We start from the raw sequence: 21,386 nt of genomic DNA, 5'->3' as shown, positions 1-21,386 counted from the left end.
GTATGCTGCTTATCGCGATGTGGGAAGTCACCAGGGCAGACCGCGCAAAATTTTCACGCCAGCGGCCGGCTAATGCAATAAGACGAAAAATAGCTACACATAGGCATGAAAATACTCTGTTACTTTTGTTTTGCGCCCGCTGTATCCTTCCAAAAACCAATCAAATCATCTTTAGCACTAGCCAAATGGCACCAGATCAGCGGGGCTATAAAGTCGGCCCGGAAGCGCCAGGTTAATAAAAAATATTCAAAGGTTTCAGCGCCTTTGCCATATAACGAACAGTCATGGACAATATTTTTTAGCCGTCTTCTGGCTATGTATTACAGCGCAGTCAGGCGATAACTGAATATACGGAACAACAGTATATAAAGAGGTTGGATGCTCGGTACGGGGGCGAAGTCAGCGATTATTCTGCTGGCCTCAGGAAGGGCACGAATTAAATTTAATAAAATAGTTAAGCCGGTTTTGTCGATGGGTTCCACTAGCGGAGTTACTAGGTTTACCGAAAGCACTGCGCGACTAAGCGCATCTTGGTAAGTGACTGTAATACAACCAGTGTATGTATGTCGCTAAGCGGGATATTGCTATACATAACAGTTTATGCGAATGGAAAAGCCAGCCCTACAACAACAGGATTGTTTTAGCGATTGGCGCAATCGTGTTTATTGTCATCGGGCTTTAACAATATACTGGTATATTACTTGCTGCATCAATAATGCACAGTAAGATTGTAGATCTGTATCGTTCGGTTTTCGATTTTATCATCTGACAGGATGAATAAAACGCAGGACTAACAGCTGCCACTTTTTTGAAATTAGATCTACACTGCATTGACACGGTTAATTGAAATAGTCGTTTACCGGGAACTTTTTTTGATATTCTCGGGTCTTGAATATTGTCATTTTGACTATATGACCGTACATTGCAAAATATAGCGGATGCGAGGATTCGCAAAGTGGCGCTGAAATTGGTACAATAGCGTGCTTAACAAACCGAGGTGATTATGAGCAAAACAATGCAATCAATGGCCCTTTCCGTTCCCCACAATGGCAACATTGAAGGTTATATTCAGGCTGTTAGCTCGATAGATATGCTAACTGCTGAAGAGGAACGAGCATTGGCGTTGAAATTACGTGAAGATGAAGATCTTGAATCAGCCAGAAAGCTGGTGATGTCTCATCTACGCTTTGTAGTGCATATTGCTAAGTCATATTCAGGTTATGGTTTGCCCCAAGCTGACTTAATTCAGGAAGGCAACATTGGCCTGATGAAAGCCGTTAAACGCTTTGACCCGTCAGTGGGTGTTCGTTTGGTATCTTTTGCAGTACATTGGATTAAAGCTGAAATTCACGAGTTTGTGCTTAAAAACTGGCGCATCGTGAAAGTGGCGACCACTAAGGCGCAGCGCAAGTTGTTCTTTAACCTGCGTAAAGCAAAAAAACGTCTTGGCTGGTTCACGCATGATGAAGTGCAAAAAGTAGCGCAGGAATTAGGGGTTAGTACTAAAGAAGTACTGCAGATGGAAGCGCGCATGAGTAGTCAGGATCAGGCATTTGACCTGAGCGCTGATGATGACGAGAGCGGCAGCTTTGCACCCGTACAGTTTTTAGAAGATAAAACCGCGGATGTCGAAACCGACGTTATTAATCAGGATTGGGATTCCAATGCTACCCGCCGGTTACATTCAGCAATTAAAACGCTGGATGCGCGTAGTCAGGACATTATTGAAACCCGCTGGTTAGCTGACAATAAAATAACGCTGCAAGATTTGGCTGATAAGTATCAGGTTTCTGCTGAGCGTGTGCGTCAGATTGAGAAGAACGCGATGAAGAAGTTACAGGCTGCAATGGTAGTCTAGCCTTGACGCAGCGACATAAAAAACGCAGTGATATAAAAATCGAATACAAAAAGCGCCTTACCGGCGCTTTTTTTGTGTCTGATTTTAGTCGATTAGTGAGAGGTTGGGGTTGTTGCCAGGGGCTAGAGGGATAAATGCACGTACGAGCCAGTAATAACTAACACACTATTAACGCTGCCTGGAGGAAAGAAGTATCCTTCATTTCCCTTTAACGGGTTACTTTGCAGCTTTCGCCACCGGCCGGACAACGGCCTGAGACGGATAATTTATTACGCAGGGCCACTCGCCAGTGCCTTAAGCGTTAATAGTAGATGATACGTTTGCAGGGCAGGGGCATTAGCAAGCTGTGCTAACCGCGTGCCACCCCAAGTTGCAACGAGGCTATTTATTTGTGAAGCCCCGCACCAAAGGCAGGCTTTACACAATGATGCTAAAGCCAGGGTGTTCGGTCTGAGTGAAGGCGATTTATGCCGGAAAGGTGCTGTATATGAATAACCGAGACGCACGTATGGTTAGGTTCGAATGCGTACAACGCCCAGGTACATTCTCGCCGTAAATTCAGCAGCGTAAGTGCGCCTACGCTGCGTCACGCCAGCGAAAGGCAGTAACACCAACTTAATCGCCCGGCGGTGTTGTGACTCTATCGGGTTGGAACCACCCAGCCAATGAAGCGGGCAGCACCACCAGGCGCCGGCCATACACGTTATGCACCTTCATCTACCGGCGAGCCGGCTGGCAGTACCCAATACACCCCTTTAAACTCCGCTACAGGCGATTCATCATCCAGAATATCGACTTGTAAGGTAAAGCGGCTTTTTTTGTTTTTTTCCACTAACGTAAATTTACCGCTTAACGATTCAATATTACAAATCGCCCGAGGCTTCATGGTAACCGGTTTGTGATAATGAATATTACCGTCGCCCAATACAATATCGCCGCTTAATTGACGCTCTTTAAGCTGCAGATAAATCAGTCCCCAGCCGGTGAGCGTAGCCAGTGAAAATATACTGCCAGCAAACATAGTGCCGTGCACATTAATGTTTTTATTCAGCGAGGCCCGGGTTTCCAGTGTTTTGCCTGAATACTGGTGTAACTTTATACCCATGTGTTCAGTAATGGGGATCGTATCTGTCCAGGTATCCTGCAATTCCTTGCACCACTTAGGGTGTAAAATCAACGAGCTCAAATCAGTAAGCTTCTTAACCATTTGCTGCCGTTTCAACATGCCTAATTCGTTAGGCGCTTCACGTTCCACGGCAAAGCCGCATGAAGAGAAAAAATCGATAGACGTTTCGCGGCTATTGGTGACCGCACGGATAGCCCCCAGCTCACGAGCTACATTCTCCAGCGCGCCAAGTATCATCTGCCCCAGCCCGCGACGATGATAATTAGCATGTACGGCAATATGCCGAATTTGCGCTTCTTCTGCGGTATTCATATGTACTCGGCCACAGGCGACGATCTCACCTGCACCATTAACCAGCATCCGGTGTTCAGCAACCTGTTCGTATTCGTCTTTTTCTGAGCCAGGAGGGAAATTCCAGGGTTGTCGCAGGTAAGTCCAGCGAAAAGTAAAATACGCTTCCAGCTGTTCTTCTGTCTTTGGTGTAACGACTCTAAACACGTGTACCCCGATTGTTATACTAATGCAGACCTATTTAACCTTAAGGTAAGGGCGCTAACAAGCTTTTTGAAATAGGCTGAACTTACAGAGTGAATTGAAAAGTTACCGGGCCATCATTTACCAGACTAACCTGCATATCAGCGCCAAACTCGCCAGTGGCAAAAGGCAGGTTGGCGGCCTGTAGTGCATCGATGGTCGCTTCATACACAGCCTTGCCATGGGCCGGACTCGCACCGCGGGAAAAACCCGGCCGGTTGCCCTTTTGTGTATCCGCCACCAATGTAAACTGCGACACCAGCAGAATCTGGCCTTCAACCTGGCCAAGGTTCAGGTTCATTTTGCCATCTTCATCACTAAATAAACGGTAATTCGCTAATTTCTTCACCAGTTTGTCAACCTGTAGCTGACTATCGTTCTGCTCTACGCCTAGTAACACCAGCATACCTTTGTTGATGGCGGCGATATCTTTACCGTCCACAGCTACACTGGCGCTGCTCACCCGCTGAATAAGTGCAATCATGATGTTTCTCCCACGTATCTGGACATATCCCGGGTGGCCCGACACAACTTAAGCGCTACGCCGATCTCGCTGGTGGTATGGCCAGCGTCCGCCACAATAAACAGGTTACTGGCCTGCCACGCTTTATGGAGTTGCCAGGCGGCCCGGGCTTTACAGATCACATCATACCTTCCATGCACAATGGTGCCAGGCAAATGACTGATTTTATGGATGTTATCTAAAATATAATTTTCGGCTAAAAAGCAATCATTCAGCAGATAATGGCATTCAAGTTTGGCCAGGCAGGTCACCAGCGGCAGCGGGTAGTGGGTGGTGAAGTCGCCGGTGCCAGGGGGCAGGGATAATCGGGATAAGCGTTCTTCCCATACATACCAGCGTTTGAGCGCAGATAGCCGTTGTGCCTCGTTAGGTAAATCAAACTGCTGCTGATACCACTGGCAAATACGAGCTGGCGTTACCGGCGCCGCGATACCGGCTACAAACTGTTCATAATATTCCGGGAATAATTGGGCGCCCCCCCCATCGGGCCCTAAGAACCAGTCACGGTCTTCCTGACGGGCCAGAAATACCCCCCGTAGAATAAGGCCCAATACGGTCTGTGGGGCTTCAATTGCACTTAACAGGGCCAGGGTCGCGCCCCAGGACCCGCCAAACAGTATCCAGCGTTCAATACCTAAATGGCGGCGTAAAGCAGTGATATCCGAAAGCGTGTCCTGGGTGGTATTATTCGTGGTACTGCCGAACGGTTTCGAGCGCCCACAGCCGCGCTGTTCAAAGGCGATGATACGGTAGCGGTTACCATCAAAAAAGCGCCGGTAGTCCGGCGACAGTCCTGCTCCCGGGCCGCCATGAATGTATAAAACCGGAATTCCTTCAGGATTACCGCTTAATTCGTAATACAGCGCTATATCATCCTGGGTTTGCAGGTATCCGCTGGCATAACATCCAATGTCTGGATAAAGTCGTTTCATTTTATTTCAGCGCGTTGTTTAGCCGAAGCTTATGGTTTAGCTTAATAGGTCGTTTCCTGCTTTTGTCGAGTTGTTTGAAGTAGCAGGTTCGGGTAATACTTTAAAACTACTAAAACACATTTTAAGTAAATATTCGAGGATGTAAGTATGTCAGGTCAAGGTTCAGGTGGAAATGTGATTGCGGCGCTGTGTAATTTTTTTATTCCCGGGTTGGGCCATTTGGTCCAGGGAAGGGTACTTAAAGCGATAATGTTCTTTTTGGTGATCACCGCCTGTTACGCGCTGGCGGCCACAGTTATTTTCATTTTTCTGTGGCCGGTGGGCGCTATTTTCCACCTGTGGGCGATCATTGATGCAGCAACCTATAAAGGAGCTAACTAAAACTATGACACTAAAATCCTTACTACTTGGGGCTACGTTAACCACGGGCTTGATGTTATCAGGCTGCCAGTCAGCGTACTATTCAGCTTGGGAAAAGCTGGGTGTAGAAAAACGCGACATCATGGTCGACCGGGTAGAAAATGCGAAAGAGTCGCAGGAAGAAGCGCAAGAGCAATTTAGCTCAGCGCTAGAAGAATTCAGTGCCTTGATGAATTTTGATGGCGGTGAACTAGAAGATGTATACAACGATTTAAATGACGAATACCAGGCCAGTAAGTCTGCGGCTGAGAAAGTATCATCGCGTATCAATAATGTTGAAAGCGTGGCTGATGCACTGTTTGATGAATGGGAAGATGAACTAGAAAGCTATCAAAGCGCGTCACTGCGTCGGGAAAGTGAAGCCAAGTTACGTGAAACCCGCACCCGTTATGACAGCATGCTTACCGCGATGCGTCGGGCTGAAGACAAAATGGAACCAGTACTGCAAGCACTGGAAGATAACGTTTTGTATTTAAAACATAACCTGAATGCCAGTGCGATTGGCGCGTTGCAAGGCGAGCTATCGCAAATGCAGGGCGATATCAGCTCATTGATTGAAGACATGAATTCAGCCATCTCTGAATCAGATGCGTTTATTAAATCAATGAAATAACACCGCCGGGTGTCTTCTGTGCTCTATCCTCGCAGGCCTCGCGTCTGGTTAATCCAGCGGGAGGTCTCTTGGTTCCTGAGCCGCCTTTTTCGCCTCAAAGGTATCGGTCAGACTACAGGTAAATTCCGCTCCCAGTAACACCACAATCCACGATAAATACACCCATAAAAACAATATCGGCAAGACCGATAGCGCCCCGTAAATAACCTGATAAGCGGCTAAATCAGTCACATAAAAAGCAAAGCCTTTTTTGGTTATCTCGAAACAAATGGTAGCGACTATGGCCCCTGGAACCGCGTAGCGTGCTTTTACCTGGCGATTAGGTACCAACATATACAAGATGATAAACGTCAGCATGGTGGCGATGCTAGGCACCAGCTTTAGCATTAATGTACCAAGCCCCGGAGTATATTCTTCGGCGAAGGCTGCAATACCGGTTAAATAGGAACTAACGACCACGCTGGTGCCAATAAGCATCGGGCCTAATGTAATCACCATCCAGTAAATAGCGAACGTATAGATGATGGGGCGATCGCTAGGTGTTTTCCAAATACGGTTCAGGGTTTTATCAACATTGGATATGAGCAGTAGGGCCACCACCAATAGTGACAAAATACCAATCGCGCCCATTTCCGACGCATTGCTGACAAAATCGGTCATGTACTGGTGTACGACATCGCTGGCAGTAGGCACAAAATTAGAAAACACAAACTGTTCAAGCTTACTACGGACCGATTTAAAGGCGGGGAATGCACTCATCACGGTAAAGGTCACCATAATGAAAGGCACTAAAGACAGCAGCGTAACGTAAGCCAGGTGGCCCGCCGAAATAGTAATTTTGTCGCCTTTGCAGCGGCTGACAAACACTTGTGTGAAAGCTTTAAAATGCGGATAGGCAATATGCCACAATTCTGTTGGGGTTCGCTTGCCCACAACTTACTCCTTACACCTGAAATCTGGCTTCAGTGTAGCGTGAGTTACCCGCGGCATACAGTGTTAATCACTGATAGTGCGTCCTTTTTATGCTGGCAGGACACCGCCCGCGGCTGATGGTTAGCGGTATAAACAGGGCCCGTAGTGCCCTGGGTTAGCAAACGGGGGCGCTTAACCGTTACCGCGTACGCCAAGCATGTGACAAATAGCATAACTAAGCTCACTACGGTTAAGCGTATAGAAGTGAAAATGTTTTACGCCTTCTTTAGCCAGTACCTTAACCTGTTCCATGGCAATGCTGGCACCCAGTAGATTACGGGTGGTCTGATCGTCTTTATCCAGCCCATCAAACATTTTGTGCATCCAGCCTGGTACATGCACATTAGTGAAGCCGGCAAATTTCAGCAGGGTTTGGTAGTTAGTGACCGGTAAAATGCCCGGCACCAGATCAATATCAATACCCGCCGCCGCCGTGCGATCACGAAAGCGTAAAAATGTACTGGTATCAAAGAAAAACTGGCTGATGGCTTCTGATGCACCGGCTTCAGCCTTGCGCTTGAGATTGAGTAAATCCGACTGGGCGTTTGCCGCCTCCGGATGCTTTTCCGGGTAGGCCGCGACCGAAATATCAAAGTCAGCCACATCTTTTAATAACGCTACCAGGTCAGAGGCATACATATCGGTTTTATCTACCCCGGCTGGAAGATCCCCGCGTAGCGCTACAATACGGCGTATTCCTGAGTTCCAGTAATCCTCCGCAATTTGTTGCAACTCTGCTTTACTGGCATCTACACACGTCAGATGCGGCGCCGCGGCAATACCAGTCTGCTGATTAATGCGTTTAACCACATCATGAGTCCGATCTCGCTCGCCGCTGTTGGCTCCGTAGGTCACCGACATGTAAGAAGGTTTTAGCGGCGCAAGGCGCTCTACAGATTTCCACAGCGTCTGTTCCATTTTCTCCGAGTTGGGCGGAAAAAATTCAAAAGACACGTCAATATCACGTAGTTCAGATAAAGACTGATTAAGGGCATCAATGCCCTGGGCGTAGGAAACCATGAAAATACTCATATATATGGACGTTTAGACGTCTAAACTAAATAATATATGTCTAGACGTCAAGCGGTTTACACTGCTCAATTGACCTTTTCTGCACATTGTTTAGAATTTCAGCCCATAACATAATAAAGAGTAGTCTGAGAGCTCCTAATGGCAAAATGGAACGGAAAGTATATTCACCCCTACGCGGAACATGGGAAAAAGAGCGAGCAGGTTAAAAAAGTAACGGTTTCAATACCGATTAATGTGCTTAAAGAATTAACTGATGAGCGCACCCGTAGGCAAATTAACAATTTACGCCACGCGACTAATTCAGAATTATTGTGCGAAGCCTTTTTGCATGCGTTTACCGGGCAACCTTTGCCCAACGATGATGATTTGCGCAAAGATAACCCCAACCGGGTTCCGGCTGAGGCACGACGAATGATGGAAGAAATGGGTATCGACCCGACCAGCGAAAATGACGCCTGATAACCACTAAAAAGGCCCGGATAGGGCCTTTTTTAATAGTCGGTGAAATTTGTTCCTGGTAAATTTATTCCTGGTAATGGGAGGGCAGTTCAGTTAGCCGTGACACTCCCGAGGCAATGGCTGCTTTGGCTACTGCCGTCGCAATACGCGAGCACAACCGCGGATCCATTGGTTTCGGAATAATATAGTCTTTACCAAAGGTTAACGCGGCACAATTACTGGCTTTTAAAACTTCATCTGGCACAGGCTCTTTGGTAATCCCTCGAATTGCTTCAACCGCCGCTACCTTCATTTCATCATTAATGGCACTGGCGCGCACGTCCAGAGCCCCACGAAAGATAAAGGGAAAACACAGTACGTTATTAACCTGGTTAGGGTAATCAGAGCGCCCCGTGGCCATAATCAGGTCGCTACGAACCTCAAGTGCCAGCTCGGGTTTAATTTCCGGGTCAGGGTTGGAACAAGCAAAAACCACCGGGTTGGGCGCCATCAAGGCCAGTGCTTCCGGCGGTAACAAATCAGGGCCAGAGACCCCAACAAAAATGTCGGCCCCTTCCATCACATCTTCCAGCGTGCGCTTATCGGTATTATTGGCAAACAATTTTTTATGTTCGGTCAGGTCGTCACGCCGAGTGTGAATCACGCCTTTGCGATCCAGCATATAAATACGCTCACGCTGAGCGCCGCATTTTATCAATAGCTCCATACAGGCTACCGCGGCGGCCCCGGCACCCAGACATACAATAGTTGACTCTTCAATGTCTTTGCCCTGAATCTCCAACGCGTTGAGCATACCGGCGGCGGTCACAATAGCTGTACCGTGCTGATCGTCATGGAACACGGGAATTTTGCAGCGCTTAATCAGCTCCTGTTCTATCTCAAAGCATTCAGGCGCTTTGATATCTTCCAGGTTAATGCCCCCGAACGTATCCGCAATATTGGCCACCGTATTGATAAATTCTTCGGTGGTACGGTGTTTCACTTCTATATCGATAGCATCCAGGCCAGCGAAGCGTTTAAACAATAAGGCTTTACCTTCCATCACCGGTTTTGATGCCAGTGGTCCTAAATTTCCCAGCCCGAGGATAGCCGTACCATTACTGATAACCGCGACGGTATTGCCTTTGCCTGTATACAAATACGCATTTTCAGGGTCGTTCGCGATTTCGCGCACTGGCTCGGCGACGCCAGGACTATAGGCCAAGGCCAGGTCGTCTACGGTTTCGGCGGGTTTTGAAAGCTCTATTCTGATTTTTCCCGGCGTAGGTTTAGCATGATAATCGAGCGCACGTTGTCTGAAATCTGACATTTCGTGTATGTCCTTTTCTTGGTAGGGAGTTGTACCGCAGACAGTCCTGCCCGGTCTGTCCATACATCTGTCGTACAGGTACATTGCCTGTCTTGGTCTTAATTGCCATCTTTTCCACCACTGTAGCACAGCCGTATTGACCGAACATATCAGATGACGTGGTGCTTACCAATCTAGATGATCTTGCCGCAGCAGACCATTGGCAGGGGCGAATAATCTCTATTCATTTTACTTATAGAATAGAACCAACCGGGGATTTTGAGAAAACAGAGAGGGTGGCGAAAGATAACCAGGGACAGGGGCAGGGACTAAGTGACCCTGCGGCGATGAGGGGGAAACGCCATAAAATGCTGTAATACTTAGCGCACAGGGCGCATAAAAAAAGCGCCAGAAAGGCGCTTTTTTTTGTTTCTGTGGTCAGGCTTACTTTTTGCCCAGCGCACCGAAACGTTTTTTGAAGCGATCAACACGACCACCAGTATCAACGTTACGCTGCTTACCAGTGTAGAAAGGGTGACAGTTTGAACATACGTCCAAGTTCAGGTCCTTACCTACAGTAGAGCGAACTTTGATTTCATTACCACAAGAACAGGTTGCAGTAATTTCTGAATAGTTAGGATGGATATCTTGTTTCATGGGTTACCTCATAATAAGGCCGTATCGCTATTCAGCCCGCAGCTAAACACCATACGTTACTTAAATAATAACAAAGTCAAACCTGACCTTGCCGTAAAGAGCCGCGCATATTAATGTATGCCGCAACAGTATTCAAGTAGCAGGCAGAAATAATTGTGCAAAAAGCGACCATTGGCAGCCTGCCCGGTATAGTTTATCTCTGCGTATTATGACAAGTGTCTATATTGATGTGGCCGTGCCCGTGCCGCTGCGTCAAACATTTACCTATACACACGACTCGCCGTTGCCTGCCGGGGTAAGAGTAAGTGTACCGTTTGGCAATCGCAAACTGATAGGCGTGGTGGTAGGCATGTTGACCGAGGTCGCCGACACCAGCCGGTTAAAAGCGGTAGCCGCGGTATTGGATGAGCAGCCGGTGCTGGATGCTACCCAATTATCCCTTAGCCGCTGGTTATGGCAGTATTATCACCATGCGCCTGGTGAGGTAATGCATACCGTATTACCGGTTAAATTACGCAAAGGTGATAGCGCTACACCAGCCCCGCAAACCTGGTACCGGGTCACGGCTACCGGGGCCGCCACCGCAGCCGATACGTTGTCCAGAGCCCCGCGCCAGGCTGCCTGTTTACAAATGCTGCAAGCCGAACCTGCCAGCCAGGCTAGTATAAAAGCGCAATTTTCAATGGCGGTAATTAAGGCGTTGAGCGAACGCGCGTTGATTGAAGCGTATGAAGCCGCGGCCCCCGTCAATGACAATGCCTGGCTGAGCCAATTTAAGGTAGGCGAGAAGCCGCGGCCGGATTCCCAGCAGGCAGTAGCAATTGCTGCTATTCACCAGCAAGCTGGAAAATTTGCGCCATTCTTGCTTGAAGGAGTAACGGGTAGCGGAAAAACCGAAGTTTATCTACAGGCTATTGAAGATGTGCTGGCGGCGGGGCAACAGGTTCTCATATTGGTGCCAGAAATAGGGCTGACGCCCCAGACCGTGGCCCGCTTCACCCGCCGTTTTGGGATCGAGGTAGCCGTGCTACATTCTCAAATAACCGATGCCGCGCGTCTCCAGGTATGGCATCAAGCCCGACATGGCGAAATCGGCATTGTTATTGGTACCCGCTCGGCCATTTTTACGCCGCTCAAGCGGCCGGGGATGATTATTGTAGATGAAGAACATGATGAGTCCTTCAAACAGCAGGATGGACTGCGCTACCACGCCCGCGATTTAGCAGTAATGCGCGCCAGTACGGAACACATACCGTTAGTATTAGGCAGTGCGACCCCCTCGTTGGAGACCTTAAACAATGCGCTAAGCCAGCGTTACCAACATTTACAATTGACCCAGCGGGCGGCTGGCGCGGTGGCCACTATGCAACACTTGCTGGATGTCCGGGACCAACCTATGCGGTTTGGCTTGGCAGAAGGGACATTAACCCTGATGCGCCAGCACTTAAGCCAGGGTAATCAGGTTCTGGTATTTGTTAACCGGCGGGGCTACGCGCCAGCGCTGTTGTGCCATCACTGCGGGCATACTGAAACCTGTCGTCGGTGTGAACGGCCCTACACGGTCCATTGTGCCCAGCAACGGCTGCAATGCCATCATTGTGGTGCAACCCGGCCTATGCCCACGCGTTGTGAACAGTGCGCCAGCACTGAGCTGGTTACCGCGGGCATTGGTACAGAGCAGTTAGAACAAGGGCTGGCGCAATTGTTTCCAGCGTCTGCCCAGGTACGCATTGATAGCGATTCAATCCGCGGCAAAGACAAGTTACAAACCATCCTGGATGATATTAATAAGCAAGCGTTCCAGTTGCTTATTGGTACTCAAATCCTATCTAAAGGACACCATTTTCCACATGTAACACTGGTGGTCGTCGTCGATTGCGACGGCGCATTGTTTAGTGGTGATTACCGGGCTCCGGAAAAGCTCGCGCAGTTGGTGACCCAGTTAGCGGGCCGTGCCGGGCGTGCTTCAAAACCCGGTGAAATGTGGTTACAAACACACAACCCGCAACATCCGTTGCTTCAGGATCTGGTTAATAATGGGTATGCTCACTTCGCACGCCATGCATTGCTGGAACGGAAAATGGCTCAATTACCGCCATTTTGCGCGCAGGTAATTATTCGGGCAGAAGCGATGGAGGGTGATGTGGCGTGGCGGTTTTTAACCGACTCCCAGCAGCGACTGGCCCACCAGCATGTTACCTTGATTGGGCCGATGCCCAGCTTAATTGAGAAGCGGCAAGGGCGCTTCCGTTTTATGCTGGTATTACAATCATCGCGGCGTAAAGTACTGCACGAACATTTGCGCCTGAGTTTGCCAGTTATAACCGCCTTGCCCGATGCCGCAAAAGTAAGATGGTCAGTAGATGTCGATCCAACAGATTTTAGTTAGCGGCTTTATTCGGTTATGATAGCCGCGCCATTAAACGGCTAATTTACAGGCAGCATTTTGGTTCAGTTTTAGGTTACACTTGAGCCTGGATATGCGCAATTTGCTGCAATTGATTTAACAGAGGGATATGAGTGCCGCTTTATGGCTCAACGTGATTATGTTTCTCGCGGCCGTGGTTCCCAAGGTCCGAAGAAGAAAAACAATAAACAACCTGCCCGTCAGACCCGCCAAAAGAAATCTCCTGGCCCGGCTAAATCGACCCGGCTGGTGGCCGGTGTGGTGGCGTTTTTGGTGGTGGGATTTATCTGGTTTCTGTGGTCTATCAAAGACAATGCACAGGACAATATAGATGGACCAGTAGCCCCGCCGGTGTCAGTTAAAAAAGAAGATGCTTTACCTGAAATGCCGGAAGAGGAGTGGGAATACATAAAATCACTGCCGGGCTATGAGGTAGAGGTTGAGGTGGCTAAGCAGGAGAAATCCGACAAGCTCTATCTATTGCAGTGTGGTTCATTCAGAACCCGTTCTCAAGCAGAGGAAATGAAAGCGAAAATAGCCTTTCAGGGCCTTGAAGCACAGATTCGCGATAGCACCGGCACCAATGGTAACTGGTTCCGTGTCATTCTGGGGCCGCTGCAGACCAAGCGGGACGCCGAGCGAGCCAAGCATACCCTGCGAAAAATTAATATTACCACCTGTATTATCCTGACCTGGTCTCTATAACAGCTTGAATATTATCCCAGGATGCCACTGGCATCCTGGGATAATGGCCCCTGCATCCTGTTATCCGATACACCATAGCCACTTCGCGTGGCCTATCTTATCCTGCAGTATCTGCTTACCTCTTAAGATGCCAGCTGGTTACAGCTTAGCCGCCTGACAGGGAATGCAGTAGCTAAGCCTTGAAATTTATAGCGCTTCCCCCACTTAGTTATCATCAAGTTAAATCGCGTCGCCATACACAGATGGCAGGCACGCCCAACAATCGGGGAAAACAGTGACAACAATCGTATCAGTAAGACGAAACAATCAGGTAGTCATGGCCGGTGACGGTCAGGTATCACTGGGTAATACCGTCATGAAAGGTAATGCACGCAAAGTTCGTCGGCTTTATAACGACAAAGTGCTGGCCGGTTTTGCCGGTGGAACGGCAGATGCATTTACCCTGTTTGAACGCTTTGAATCCAAGCTGGAGGCCCATCAAGGCCATTTAACCCGGGCCGCTGTCGAGTTGGCCAAAGACTGGCGAACTGATCGCGCCCTGCGCAAGCTTGAAGCACTGTTAGCCGTGGCCGATGAAACTGCCTCTTTTATTATTACCGGCAACGGGGATGTGGTGCAGCCTGAACACGATCTTATCGCGATTGGTTCTGGTGGCCCTTATGCGCAGTCAGCGGCTACGGCATTACTAGATAACACCCAGTTATCAGCCAAAGAAATTGCTGAAAAAAGCCTGACCATTGCAGGCGATATCTGCGTATACACCAACCATAATCAGGCAGTTGAAGTACTCGACTACTAAGTTTACCGATTATCCAAGTATTGCTACCGGTGTGCCGCGGCAGGCCGGCCCTACGAAAGAAGGTTTTATACATGTCTGAAATGACACCCAGAGAAATAGTTCACGAATTGGACCGCCACATTATCGGCCAGCAAGACGCCAAACGCGCGGTATCTATAGCCTTGCGTAATCGGTGGCGCCGGATGCAATTACCCGAAGAATTGCGCCAGGAAGTTACCCCTAAAAATATTTTGATGATTGGTCCTACGGGCGTGGGCAAAACCGAAATTGCCCGGCGCCTGGCCAAGCTGGCTAACGCCCCCTTTATCAAGGTAGAAGCCACTAAATTTACCGAAGTGGGGTATGTTGGTAAGGAAGTCGAAACCATTATTCGGGATCTTGCTGATATTGCCGTAAAAATGACCAAAGAGCGTGAAATGACGAAAGTACGTTATCGCGCTGAGGAAGCAGCTGAAGATCGTATACTGGATGTCCTGCTACCGCCCCCGGAAGATGCCTGGGGAAAAAAAGAGGAAGTGGAAGATCGCGGTACCCGCCAGAACTTCCGTAAAAAACTGCGTCAGGGCGACCTGGACGATAAAGAAATAGAGATTGATATTGCGCAGTCGCAAATGGGCGTTGAAATCATGGCCCCGCCGGGCATGGAAGAAATGACCAACCAGCTACAGGGTATGTTTCAGAACCTGTCTGGCTCGCAAACGAAAAAGAAAAAAATGAAAATTAAGGATGCATTTAAAGCCTTAATTGAAGAAGAAGCCGCGCGTCTGGTGAACCAGGAAGACTTAAAAGAAAAAGCGATTGAGTCGGTGGAACAGCACGGCATTGTGTTTGTAGATGAAATCGACAAAATCTGTAAGCGTGAAGGCAACAATTCTGGCGATGTGTCGCGCGAAGGTGTGCAGCGAGATTTACTGCCTTTAGTGGAAGGCTCTACTGTGTCGACCAAGCATGGCATGGTACGTACTGACCATATCCTGTTTATCGCCTCGGGTGCGTTCCAGATGAGCAAGCCGTCAGATCTTATTCCTGAGCTACAAGGCCGTTTGCCGATCCGCGTAGAACTGTCGGCGCTGAAGGTAGAAGACTTTAAACGTATTCTGACCGAGCCAAATGCCTCGTTGTGTGAACAATATCGGGCATTGATGCAAACCGAAGGGGTTACTGTGGCATTCGATGAATCCGGTATTCAGCGTATTGCTGAAGCAGCCTGGCAGGTCAATGAACGGATTGAAAACATTGGCGCGCGGCGCTTGCACACTGTGCTGGAACGCTTAATGGAAGATATCTCGTTTGATGCATCTGAAAAAAGTGGTGAGTCGTTTACCATCAATGCTGATTATGTAAACGAACATTTGGATTCACTGGTAGACAACGAAGATCTGAGCCGGTTTATTCTATAAGCGCAAGCAGGTATCTGGCGGCTGTAACCAGTCAGCCAATATCTATTGCTTTACCAAAGCCGCTGCGTAACTGCAGCGGTTTTTTTATGTCACAAGCCCGGGGACGTAGCGCTGATTATCGGCCAAACTGCTTTGCCCGAGTAGTTATGACGCATATTCTAGCCTATCAGGGTTTCGGCCATTTTACTTGCCACTGCATACCCGGTTGCCTGTTCGAAATAGGTAAAGCGCGGGGCAGGGTTCGCTTCTAAAAAAACGTAGCGCCCTTGATCGTCCAGCCGCCAGTCAATCGCTCCCCATTGCATACCCAACTGATTAAACAATGCCAGCACGGTTTGTGTAAGCGCCTCGGGCAACTCGTGAGCAAAGGCTTGCGTGTTGGTATCCTGCCTGAAATCCACACACGCTGAGCGTAACTCTGCACTGATAACGGTGGTGTTTATCACATAAGAGCGGATATTAGTGCCTTCAATATACTCCTGCAGAGTCATCGGGCCGGTAACGGGCAAGCAAGTAGGTTGCTGCGCCTGGAGCTCGCGATGCCGGTATAGCTCGGTGAAAGCCCCACCGTGAACCGGTTTGATAATGGTTTGCTCGTGCTCAGCTAAAAACTGCTGCATGCGGGAGGGGTCATTACCAATGCAGGTCACTGGAATAGTCAGGCCATGTTGCACCGCCCGATACAATTGCTGGGGCTTACAGCGATGTGAGCGTATTGCTGCGATGCTGTTGTACCAGCGGATTGCCTGATAGGTTAATAACGTTTCAAGCAAGCTTTGCCACTCATGTGCACAGGTGGCGGTGTCTTTGCCGGCCAAGGCCGCACGCGGATAGTATTGGTCCCAGAAGGCGGCGTGTATCTCACTAAACGCGATAGTGGTGCGCGCAGTCGCCAGGATTCCGGTTCCTGTGACCGGGTCCCAGCTAATAGACACATCAACACCCAAACGGCTGGTATCTAAAACACAACAGCGTTGGTTACGCAGCGTAAGTTGATGCACCAGCGCCGCAATTTCCGGGGATGCAGGGTGGCCGATAAGCAATATGTATCCGTTCATGGTTAATGTCCTTATCACCAAACACGATAAAAAATGACAGGCCGGTGACCGCAGAGGCTTATACTGCCGCCACCGGTAGGCTAAACACGTAGACCTAGCCTTAAATGTTATTTCAACGCAGTACCGGGTCGGGCAAGCTGCCGCCATCTTCACCCAGCGCCAACGTAAAATAACGTACTGGTTTAACCGGCCGTGGCACGGCGGGCGATATGTCGGTCAGCGGCGCGCCGCTAAGGGTCCCTGCCGATACGCAGGCCAGGGCGGGCGGACTGAGCAGTTGCATAGACTTGAGGGGGGCTGTATTTACGTTTTCTTTATGTACTTTTTTCATAACTTACTTTCCTTGGTAAGGGATAAAAATCTGGCTGGTCATTCCGCCAGAGGGTGTTTAGGCCGCAGGTAAACTGTTATCTTCGGCCTGGTACAGATACCGGAAATAGCGGGCCATGAGAGCTGCCCTGTTGCGTATTTCCAGTTTTCGGTAGATATTTGCGCAGTGGAATTTAACTGTTCGTTCGCTAATAAACAGTTCACAGGCTATGGTTTTGTTCGGCAGCCCCTGCAATATCTTTTGTGCCACCTGCATCTCCCGTTTGGACAAACTGGACAGGCGCAGATGGGCGGGGCTAACTGGTTGAATGCTACTCATGATGTTCTCCTTGGAACGGGGTTGATGGCACAGGGGCTTGCTGAATCTCAGTGCGCGGAATAGGCGGTGGTACTGCATAAAGGGCACCGTTCTCCAACCGGTAAACACGATCGGCCATGGCGATAGTTTGCGGTCGGTGGGCCACAATAATGCGGGTAATTGACATTGCTTTAAGGTGCTGGTTGATTTTACTTTCGTTTGCTATATCAAGGTGGCTGCTAGCTTCATCTAAAAATAATAATCGGGGTTGGCGGTATAAAGCGCGGGCCAATAGTAGCCGCTGAAGCTGGCCGCCACTCAAAGCACTGCCCATATCGCCCACCAGGGTTTGATACTGCATAGGCATGGCGGCAATATCCTCACTTAAACAAGCCATATGAACGGCTTGCTGCACTACCGGCCAATCAGGTTTGTCGGCAAAACCGGTGAGGTTGTCTAATATCGTTCCGTTAAGACAACAGTCATCTTGCATAACCGCGGCGGTGACCTGCCTGAAACCGGCACTGCTATGCACGGTATATCCTTGATAGGTGACGTCCCCGGCATCCGGCTTAAGCATCCCCATCAAACATTTGAGTAAGGTGGTCTTGCCCGCCCCACTGGCGCCGACAATGGCCACGGTAGTGCCTGGGGGAATGGTCAGGTTGATTGCCTGAAACAAGGGGGCAGACAGCGGACTGAACCGATAGCTGAGGTTACAAACCTGCAACTCACCGGTACTGGTCTGGGTAAATCCCGCTTCATGATGCAAGGTTTCCTGGGGCGTAAAGACCAGATCTGCGAGCCGGTCCAGATGCACCCGTAATAGCTTAAGTTGGATAAGCTGGGTAATCAGGTTATCTGCTGCACTGGTAAACTGGCTTTTATAACTGATAAAGGCATATAGCATTCCTACACTAAATATATTGCCCATGACTGCCTGAGCGCCTAAATAAATAACCAGTAAATGCTGCACGCCAAAAAGTAATTGGTTAGCCGCCGACAGACTAATATCGGTTTTCCCTATGCGTATATCTGTATTAAGCACGTTAATCAGCAGGTTTTGCCACTGATTTTGCCGTAAAGCCTGATAGTTAAATTGCTTGACCGCCTGCACACAGCGTACGGTTTCTAAAAAATGGCCCTGCTCGGTTGCACTGTGATGCAGTCGTTCAGCACTGATGTTTTTCAATGGGTAGAAGGTTAACCAGCGTAGCAGTACATAAAGTAAGACACTGCATAACACTACGAGCGACAGCTGGGGAGAGTATAGCCACATGACAACCAACATAATGACCGTCATCAACCCATCAAGCAGTGCTGTTACCAAACCGGTGGTAAGCTGTTCGCGCACCTGCGCTAGCGAACCAAACCGCGAGATAATATCGCCTAAATGGCGACGACTAAAAAAATCGGCCGGCAGGTGCAGCAAATGATGAAACAGGTTAGCTGACATTTGACCTTGCAACCGGCTCGACAATGACAAAATTAACCATTTTCGCAACGCGCTGGTGGCGCATTCTACAAGGAGTAGAAGCGCAAAACCGAAGGCTAGTACGCTCAGTAAATTAGCTGAATGACGAACCAGAACGTCGTCTACCACCGTTTGCATGTAGTAAGGGCTGGCCAGAGCGAACAGTTGTAACAGTGCCGATAATCCGAACAAAAGGGATAAGCTACGCTTTAGTCCAGCTGCCTTATGCCAAAAATGCCGCAGCCGCAACACCGGTTGCGTGGCCGCTTCGGTATAGGGCCCAGTACAAGTCAGCTCCAGCGCGACCCCGGTAATATGGGCACTGGCTTCACGAAACGTTATAAACCGCTGGCCCTGTGCGGGGTCGTTAATATAAATGCCGTTACGGGCCACCCGGGTCAGCACTACAAAATGTTGCATATCCCAGTGTAATATCGCGGGCAGACTGAGCTGGGCCAGTTGTTCGGGCTCTAATTTCAATGCCCGTACAGTTAAGTTGATACGATTGGCTACGCTCATCAAATCTTTTAACGTCAAGCCGCGTTCCGATACCCCAAAGCGTTGTCGTAAAGCGGCCAGGTCTACTTTATTGCCGTAAAACTGGCTGATCATGCACAAACACGCCAAACCACATTCGGCTATTTCAGCCTGAAATATCTGGGGTACCCGTCTGGAAGAGGCTATCAGCCGTACCTGCCAAGCTTGTAAGGATAAGCTACTCATGCGTGCGTCCTGCCTGTCAGGGTTAACAAGGGCTCGAACAGCCACTCCAGTAATGTGCGCTTACTTAAGGTGATATCGGCAGTGAAGGTCATCCCGGATTTGAGCTGGATTGCTTCGCCATACGCTTGTAAATACTGCTGCTCAAGCTGAGCTTCGGCTAAATACACCGGTTCGTTTAAAGTTAACGGGCTATGGTTAAGTTCAGCGGGTAGCAGGGCGGCGTCTGATAGAGTAGTAACGATAGCCTGATGCAGCCCGAACTTTTGAAATGGGTACGCATCGTAACGCAAAGCTACCTGCTGCCCCTTGGCAATAAATCCGGCCGCCCTGACGGGGATAGCAAATCGGGCACGTACTCCGCCTTCGGCCGGACGTAATGTCAGCAGAGGTTTGCCGGCTGCGGGGGTATGCCCGCTGGCGACATGTAAATTAGACACAATGCCATCACGGGCGGCTTTTATTACCCGATAAGACTGGCTCTGCAACTGCGTAAACTGCTGGCGGGTTTCGCTGATGGTACGGTTGAGTGTAGCCAGTTCACTGTGCTTGTTCAGCGGCAGTGTCGCTAACGCTTCTTGTTGTTCCCGTAACTGCTGGTTAACCTGGGCTAATGCCTGCTGCTTTTCAGCCAGAGTTTGCTGTGCCGTGAGGCGCTGTACCAGTACCGCTTCCACCTCGTTATGGGCAATATGCGCGCTAGCCAATGGTAATAAGCGCTGGTAGCGGCTGTCTAGCAAATCAAACTGCAGGCGAGCCAATGAAATAAGATGAGTGTAACGGCTGATATCTTGCTCAAACCGCGCGATACGTTGCTCTGTATGTGTGCGTTTTTGCTGGTATAAGGTGTGAACACGGTCAACTTGGTCGGTTAGCATAGCCAGTTGCTGTTTATATTCGCCGGCCAGAATGTGCTGAGCAATACGGCCATCCTGTAAGGGATGCTGGGTATGCAGGGTAATCAGGGGTTGCCCGGCCACCACCTGTTGTCCTTCTTTAACCTGGACTGAGTGAATCAGGCTACCGGGCTGATCGGCATACACTTTGACGACACCGGTGGGCGGCTCAAGCCAGCCTGTCACCGTAGCCTGGCGGCTGTACTGGGCCGTTGCCAAATAGCCTAACGCCAGCCCAACCCATAACAGAATCAACAATCCCACCAGACCGGTACGTATGGAAGGTTGAATTAACACCTTGCCGTGCAATCGCTGTCCTTGGGCTTCAATAGCCTGGGTTCTGAATAATCCTTTTCTCATTGCAATGCTCTGCCTGTCCTGTATTAAAAAAGTAGTCAGGATGGATTACCGGCTATGCCGTTCTCCCCGTCCGTGGGGGGAATGTCTCCGTGGCATCTGAACTCCATGACACCTGCATGACAAAACGGGATAGCCAGCAAACCTGCAACTTACTTGCAACCTGGGCGTTCCCTAACCCGGTAAGTTGCGTTCCTGAAGGTTGCTAAGTCGTACTAATTAATCGACAGGTTCAGCATAGGGGAGGGCAGGTTATACGGCTTCCTGTTGACGGCCTACCTGCTTCACACTGCTGATTTACCGGGTAAATGGCCGGATATTTATACCAATGTCCGTTAAGTGCAAAGGCATAAAGTAAGCTGGCATAAGCTGTATGAAACTGCGTCAAGGTAAATCGCACCCGTGCGTTCAGCGCAAGGCACCGCAGGTGGCACAGCGCAAGGTAGAGCAGGTGGGTATAGGCCGTGACAGGGCTTAAAAACCGACGTCAGCCATACAAGTTAACCCGGGTAACCAAGCAACGAGAAA

20 protein-coding genes are annotated in these 21,386 nt (G+C 49.4%); 8 read left to right on the top strand and 12 right to left on the bottom strand.

Annotation, left to right across the window (positions count from 1 at the left end):
- Nucleotides 1-1,003: 1,003 nt before the first annotated feature.
- On the top strand, nt 1,004-1,858 hold the full coding sequence (rpoH, locus tag D0Y50_RS17255; protein ID WP_108568907.1) for an RNA polymerase sigma factor RpoH: 855 nt from the start codon (nt 1,004-1,006) through the stop codon (nt 1,856-1,858).
- A gap of 703 nt (nt 1,859-2,561) precedes the next feature.
- Here the strand turns inward: rpoH and D0Y50_RS17250 are convergent.
- The 3 genes from D0Y50_RS17250 to pip all read right to left on the bottom strand — a co-directional run bounded on the left by D0Y50_RS17250 (nt 2,562) and on the right by pip (nt 4,973).
- Complete coding sequence (locus D0Y50_RS17250; RefSeq protein ID WP_108568905.1) at nt 2,562-3,482, bottom strand: bifunctional GNAT family N-acetyltransferase/hotdog fold thioesterase; 921 nt, start codon at nt 3,480-3,482, stop codon at nt 2,562-2,564.
- Between the two features lie 82 nt (nt 3,483-3,564).
- Nucleotides 3,565-4,002 carry a D-aminoacyl-tRNA deacylase gene (dtd, locus tag D0Y50_RS17245; RefSeq protein WP_108568904.1) on the bottom strand — a complete coding sequence of 146 codons (438 nt, stop codon included), beginning with the start codon at nt 4,000-4,002 and terminating at the stop codon, nt 3,565-3,567.
- Entirely contained in the window at nt 3,999-4,973 is a 975-nt protein-coding gene (gene pip, locus D0Y50_RS17240; protein ID WP_108568903.1) for a prolyl aminopeptidase, read from the bottom strand. Before pip ends, dtd begins: the two co-directional genes overlap by 4 nt.
- 147 nt (nt 4,974-5,120) lie before the next feature.
- Between pip and D0Y50_RS17235 the strand changes: the two genes are divergently transcribed.
- Together D0Y50_RS17235 and D0Y50_RS17230 are read left to right on the top strand one after the other, a co-directional pair.
- Entirely contained in the window at nt 5,121-5,354 is a 234-nt protein-coding gene (locus tag D0Y50_RS17235; RefSeq protein WP_108568902.1) for a DUF6677 family protein, read from the top strand.
- Between the two features lie 4 nt (nt 5,355-5,358).
- Nucleotides 5,359-6,006, top strand: a complete 648-nt coding sequence (locus D0Y50_RS17230) for a DUF2959 domain-containing protein (RefSeq protein WP_176582468.1) — start codon at nt 5,359-5,361, stop codon at nt 6,004-6,006.
- 48 nt (nt 6,007-6,054) lie between these two features.
- Here the strand turns inward: D0Y50_RS17230 and D0Y50_RS17225 are convergent, their stop codons facing one another.
- The gene (locus D0Y50_RS17225) at nt 6,055-6,906 is read right to left on the bottom strand and encodes a virulence factor BrkB family protein (protein WP_232366531.1); all 852 of its coding nucleotides are present in this window, start codon (nt 6,904-6,906) and stop codon (nt 6,055-6,057) included.
- Nucleotides 6,907-7,110: 204 nt separating this feature from the next.
- On the bottom strand, nt 7,111-7,998 hold the full coding sequence (gene metF, locus D0Y50_RS17220; RefSeq protein WP_117318830.1) for a methylenetetrahydrofolate reductase: 888 nt from the start codon (nt 7,996-7,998) through the stop codon (nt 7,111-7,113).
- 150 nt (nt 7,999-8,148) lie between these two features.
- Between metF and metJ the strand changes: the two genes are divergently transcribed.
- Nucleotides 8,149-8,469, top strand: a complete 321-nt coding sequence (gene metJ, locus D0Y50_RS17215) for a met regulon transcriptional regulator MetJ (protein ID WP_108568900.1) — start codon at nt 8,149-8,151, stop codon at nt 8,467-8,469.
- Nucleotides 8,470-8,533: 64 nt separating this feature from the next.
- Here the strand turns inward: metJ and D0Y50_RS17210 are convergent, their stop codons facing one another.
- Nucleotides 8,534-9,778, bottom strand: a complete 1,245-nt coding sequence (locus D0Y50_RS17210) for a malic enzyme-like NAD(P)-binding protein (protein WP_108568899.1) — start codon at nt 9,776-9,778, stop codon at nt 8,534-8,536.
- A gap of 423 nt (nt 9,779-10,201) precedes the next feature.
- Nucleotides 10,202-10,414: a 50S ribosomal protein L31 gene (rpmE, locus tag D0Y50_RS17200; protein ID WP_108568898.1), complete on the bottom strand. Its 213-nt coding sequence runs from the start codon at nt 10,412-10,414 to the stop codon at nt 10,202-10,204.
- Between the two features lie 208 nt (nt 10,415-10,622).
- On the opposite strand from rpmE, the gene priA reads away from it, so the two are divergent.
- The 4 genes from priA (at nt 10,623) to hslU (ending at nt 15,725) form a co-directional block, all read left to right on the top strand.
- Nucleotides 10,623-12,803, top strand: a complete 2,181-nt coding sequence (priA, locus tag D0Y50_RS17195; RefSeq protein ID WP_117318174.1) for a primosomal protein N' — start codon at nt 10,623-10,625, stop codon at nt 12,801-12,803.
- A 141-nt stretch (nt 12,804-12,944) separates the two neighbouring features.
- A complete protein-coding gene (locus D0Y50_RS17190; protein WP_108568896.1) occupies nt 12,945-13,526 on the top strand; it encodes an SPOR domain-containing protein in 582 nt (193 codons plus the stop codon).
- A gap of 274 nt (nt 13,527-13,800) precedes the next feature.
- Nucleotides 13,801-14,325, top strand: coding sequence for an ATP-dependent protease subunit HslV (gene hslV / locus D0Y50_RS17185; RefSeq protein ID WP_108568895.1), 525 nt, complete (start codon nt 13,801-13,803; stop codon nt 14,323-14,325).
- 71 nt (nt 14,326-14,396) lie between these two features.
- On the top strand, nt 14,397-15,725 hold the full coding sequence (gene hslU / locus D0Y50_RS17180; protein WP_108568894.1) for an HslU--HslV peptidase ATPase subunit: 1,329 nt from the start codon (nt 14,397-14,399) through the stop codon (nt 15,723-15,725).
- 158 nt (nt 15,726-15,883) lie between these two features.
- Here hslU and D0Y50_RS17175 read toward each other — a convergent pair whose 3' ends face one another.
- From D0Y50_RS17175 to D0Y50_RS17155, 5 genes are all read right to left on the bottom strand, one after another.
- Nucleotides 15,884-16,783, bottom strand: coding sequence for an ATP-grasp domain-containing protein (locus tag D0Y50_RS17175; RefSeq protein WP_170145544.1), 900 nt, complete (start codon nt 16,781-16,783; stop codon nt 15,884-15,886).
- Between the two features lie 112 nt (nt 16,784-16,895).
- Nucleotides 16,896-17,114 (bottom strand): hypothetical protein, encoded by a 219-nt coding sequence (locus D0Y50_RS17170; RefSeq protein ID WP_108568892.1) that lies wholly within the window; start codon nt 17,112-17,114, stop codon nt 16,896-16,898.
- A 57-nt stretch (nt 17,115-17,171) separates the two neighbouring features.
- A complete protein-coding gene (locus tag D0Y50_RS17165; protein WP_108568891.1) occupies nt 17,172-17,432 on the bottom strand; it encodes a helix-turn-helix domain-containing protein in 261 nt (86 codons plus the stop codon).
- Nucleotides 17,425-19,608 (bottom strand): peptidase domain-containing ABC transporter, encoded by a 2,184-nt coding sequence (locus D0Y50_RS17160; RefSeq protein ID WP_108568890.1) that lies wholly within the window; start codon nt 19,606-19,608, stop codon nt 17,425-17,427. Before D0Y50_RS17160 ends, D0Y50_RS17165 begins: the two co-directional genes overlap by 8 nt.
- Nucleotides 19,605-20,861: an HlyD family secretion protein gene (locus D0Y50_RS17155; RefSeq protein ID WP_117318172.1), complete on the bottom strand. Its 1,257-nt coding sequence runs from the start codon at nt 20,859-20,861 to the stop codon at nt 19,605-19,607. Before D0Y50_RS17155 ends, D0Y50_RS17160 begins: the two co-directional genes overlap by 4 nt.
- Nucleotides 20,862-21,386: the final 525 nt, after the last annotated feature.

The organism is Salinimonas sediminis (assembly GCF_003429285.1).
Lineage (GTDB): Bacteria > Pseudomonadota > Gammaproteobacteria > Enterobacterales > Alteromonadaceae > Alteromonas > Alteromonas indica.
The sequence above is the reverse complement of the archived record's forward strand: the minus strand, read 5'-3'. Positions and strand labels throughout refer to the sequence as shown.

What these genes read in the sequence shown, in the direction of transcription:
- rpoH (WP_108568907.1), top strand. Translation starts at nt 1,004, where the DNA reads ATGAGCAAAACAATGCAATCAATGGCCCTTTCCGTTCCCCACAATGGC.
- metF (WP_117318830.1), bottom strand. Translation starts at nt 7,998, where the DNA reads ATGGTTTCCTACGCCCAGGGCATTGATGCCCTTAATCAGTCTTTATCT.
- D0Y50_RS17165 (WP_108568891.1), bottom strand. Translation starts at nt 17,432, where the DNA reads ATGAGTAGCATTCAACCAGTTAGCCCCGCCCATCTGCGCCTGTCCAGT.
- D0Y50_RS17170 (WP_108568892.1), bottom strand. Translation starts at nt 17,114, where the DNA reads ATGAAAAAAGTACATAAAGAAAACGTAAATACAGCCCCCCTCAAGTCT.
- D0Y50_RS17155 (WP_117318172.1), bottom strand. Translation starts at nt 20,861, where the DNA reads ATGAGAAAAGGATTATTCAGAACCCAGGCTATTGAAGCCCAAGGACAG.
- D0Y50_RS17160 (WP_108568890.1), bottom strand. Translation starts at nt 19,608, where the DNA reads ATGAGTAGCTTATCCTTACAAGCTTGGCAGGTACGGCTGATAGCCTCT.
- metJ (WP_108568900.1), top strand. Translation starts at nt 8,149, where the DNA reads ATGGCAAAATGGAACGGAAAGTATATTCACCCCTACGCGGAACATGGG.
- D0Y50_RS17210 (WP_108568899.1), bottom strand. Translation starts at nt 9,778, where the DNA reads ATGTCAGATTTCAGACAACGTGCGCTCGATTATCATGCTAAACCTACG.
- D0Y50_RS17190 (WP_108568896.1), top strand. Translation starts at nt 12,945, where the DNA reads ATGGCTCAACGTGATTATGTTTCTCGCGGCCGTGGTTCCCAAGGTCCG.
- dtd (WP_108568904.1), bottom strand. Translation starts at nt 4,002, where the DNA reads ATGATTGCACTTATTCAGCGGGTGAGCAGCGCCAGTGTAGCTGTGGAC.
- hslU (WP_108568894.1), top strand. Translation starts at nt 14,397, where the DNA reads ATGTCTGAAATGACACCCAGAGAAATAGTTCACGAATTGGACCGCCAC.
- D0Y50_RS17175 (WP_170145544.1), bottom strand. Translation starts at nt 16,783, where the DNA reads ATGAACGGATACATATTGCTTATCGGCCACCCTGCATCCCCGGAAATT.
- priA (WP_117318174.1), top strand. Translation starts at nt 10,623, where the DNA reads ATGACAAGTGTCTATATTGATGTGGCCGTGCCCGTGCCGCTGCGTCAA.
- pip (WP_108568903.1), bottom strand. Translation starts at nt 4,973, where the DNA reads ATGAAACGACTTTATCCAGACATTGGATGTTATGCCAGCGGATACCTG.
- D0Y50_RS17235 (WP_108568902.1), top strand. Translation starts at nt 5,121, where the DNA reads ATGTCAGGTCAAGGTTCAGGTGGAAATGTGATTGCGGCGCTGTGTAAT.
- rpmE (WP_108568898.1), bottom strand. Translation starts at nt 10,414, where the DNA reads ATGAAACAAGATATCCATCCTAACTATTCAGAAATTACTGCAACCTGT.
- D0Y50_RS17230 (WP_176582468.1), top strand. Translation starts at nt 5,359, where the DNA reads ATGACACTAAAATCCTTACTACTTGGGGCTACGTTAACCACGGGCTTG.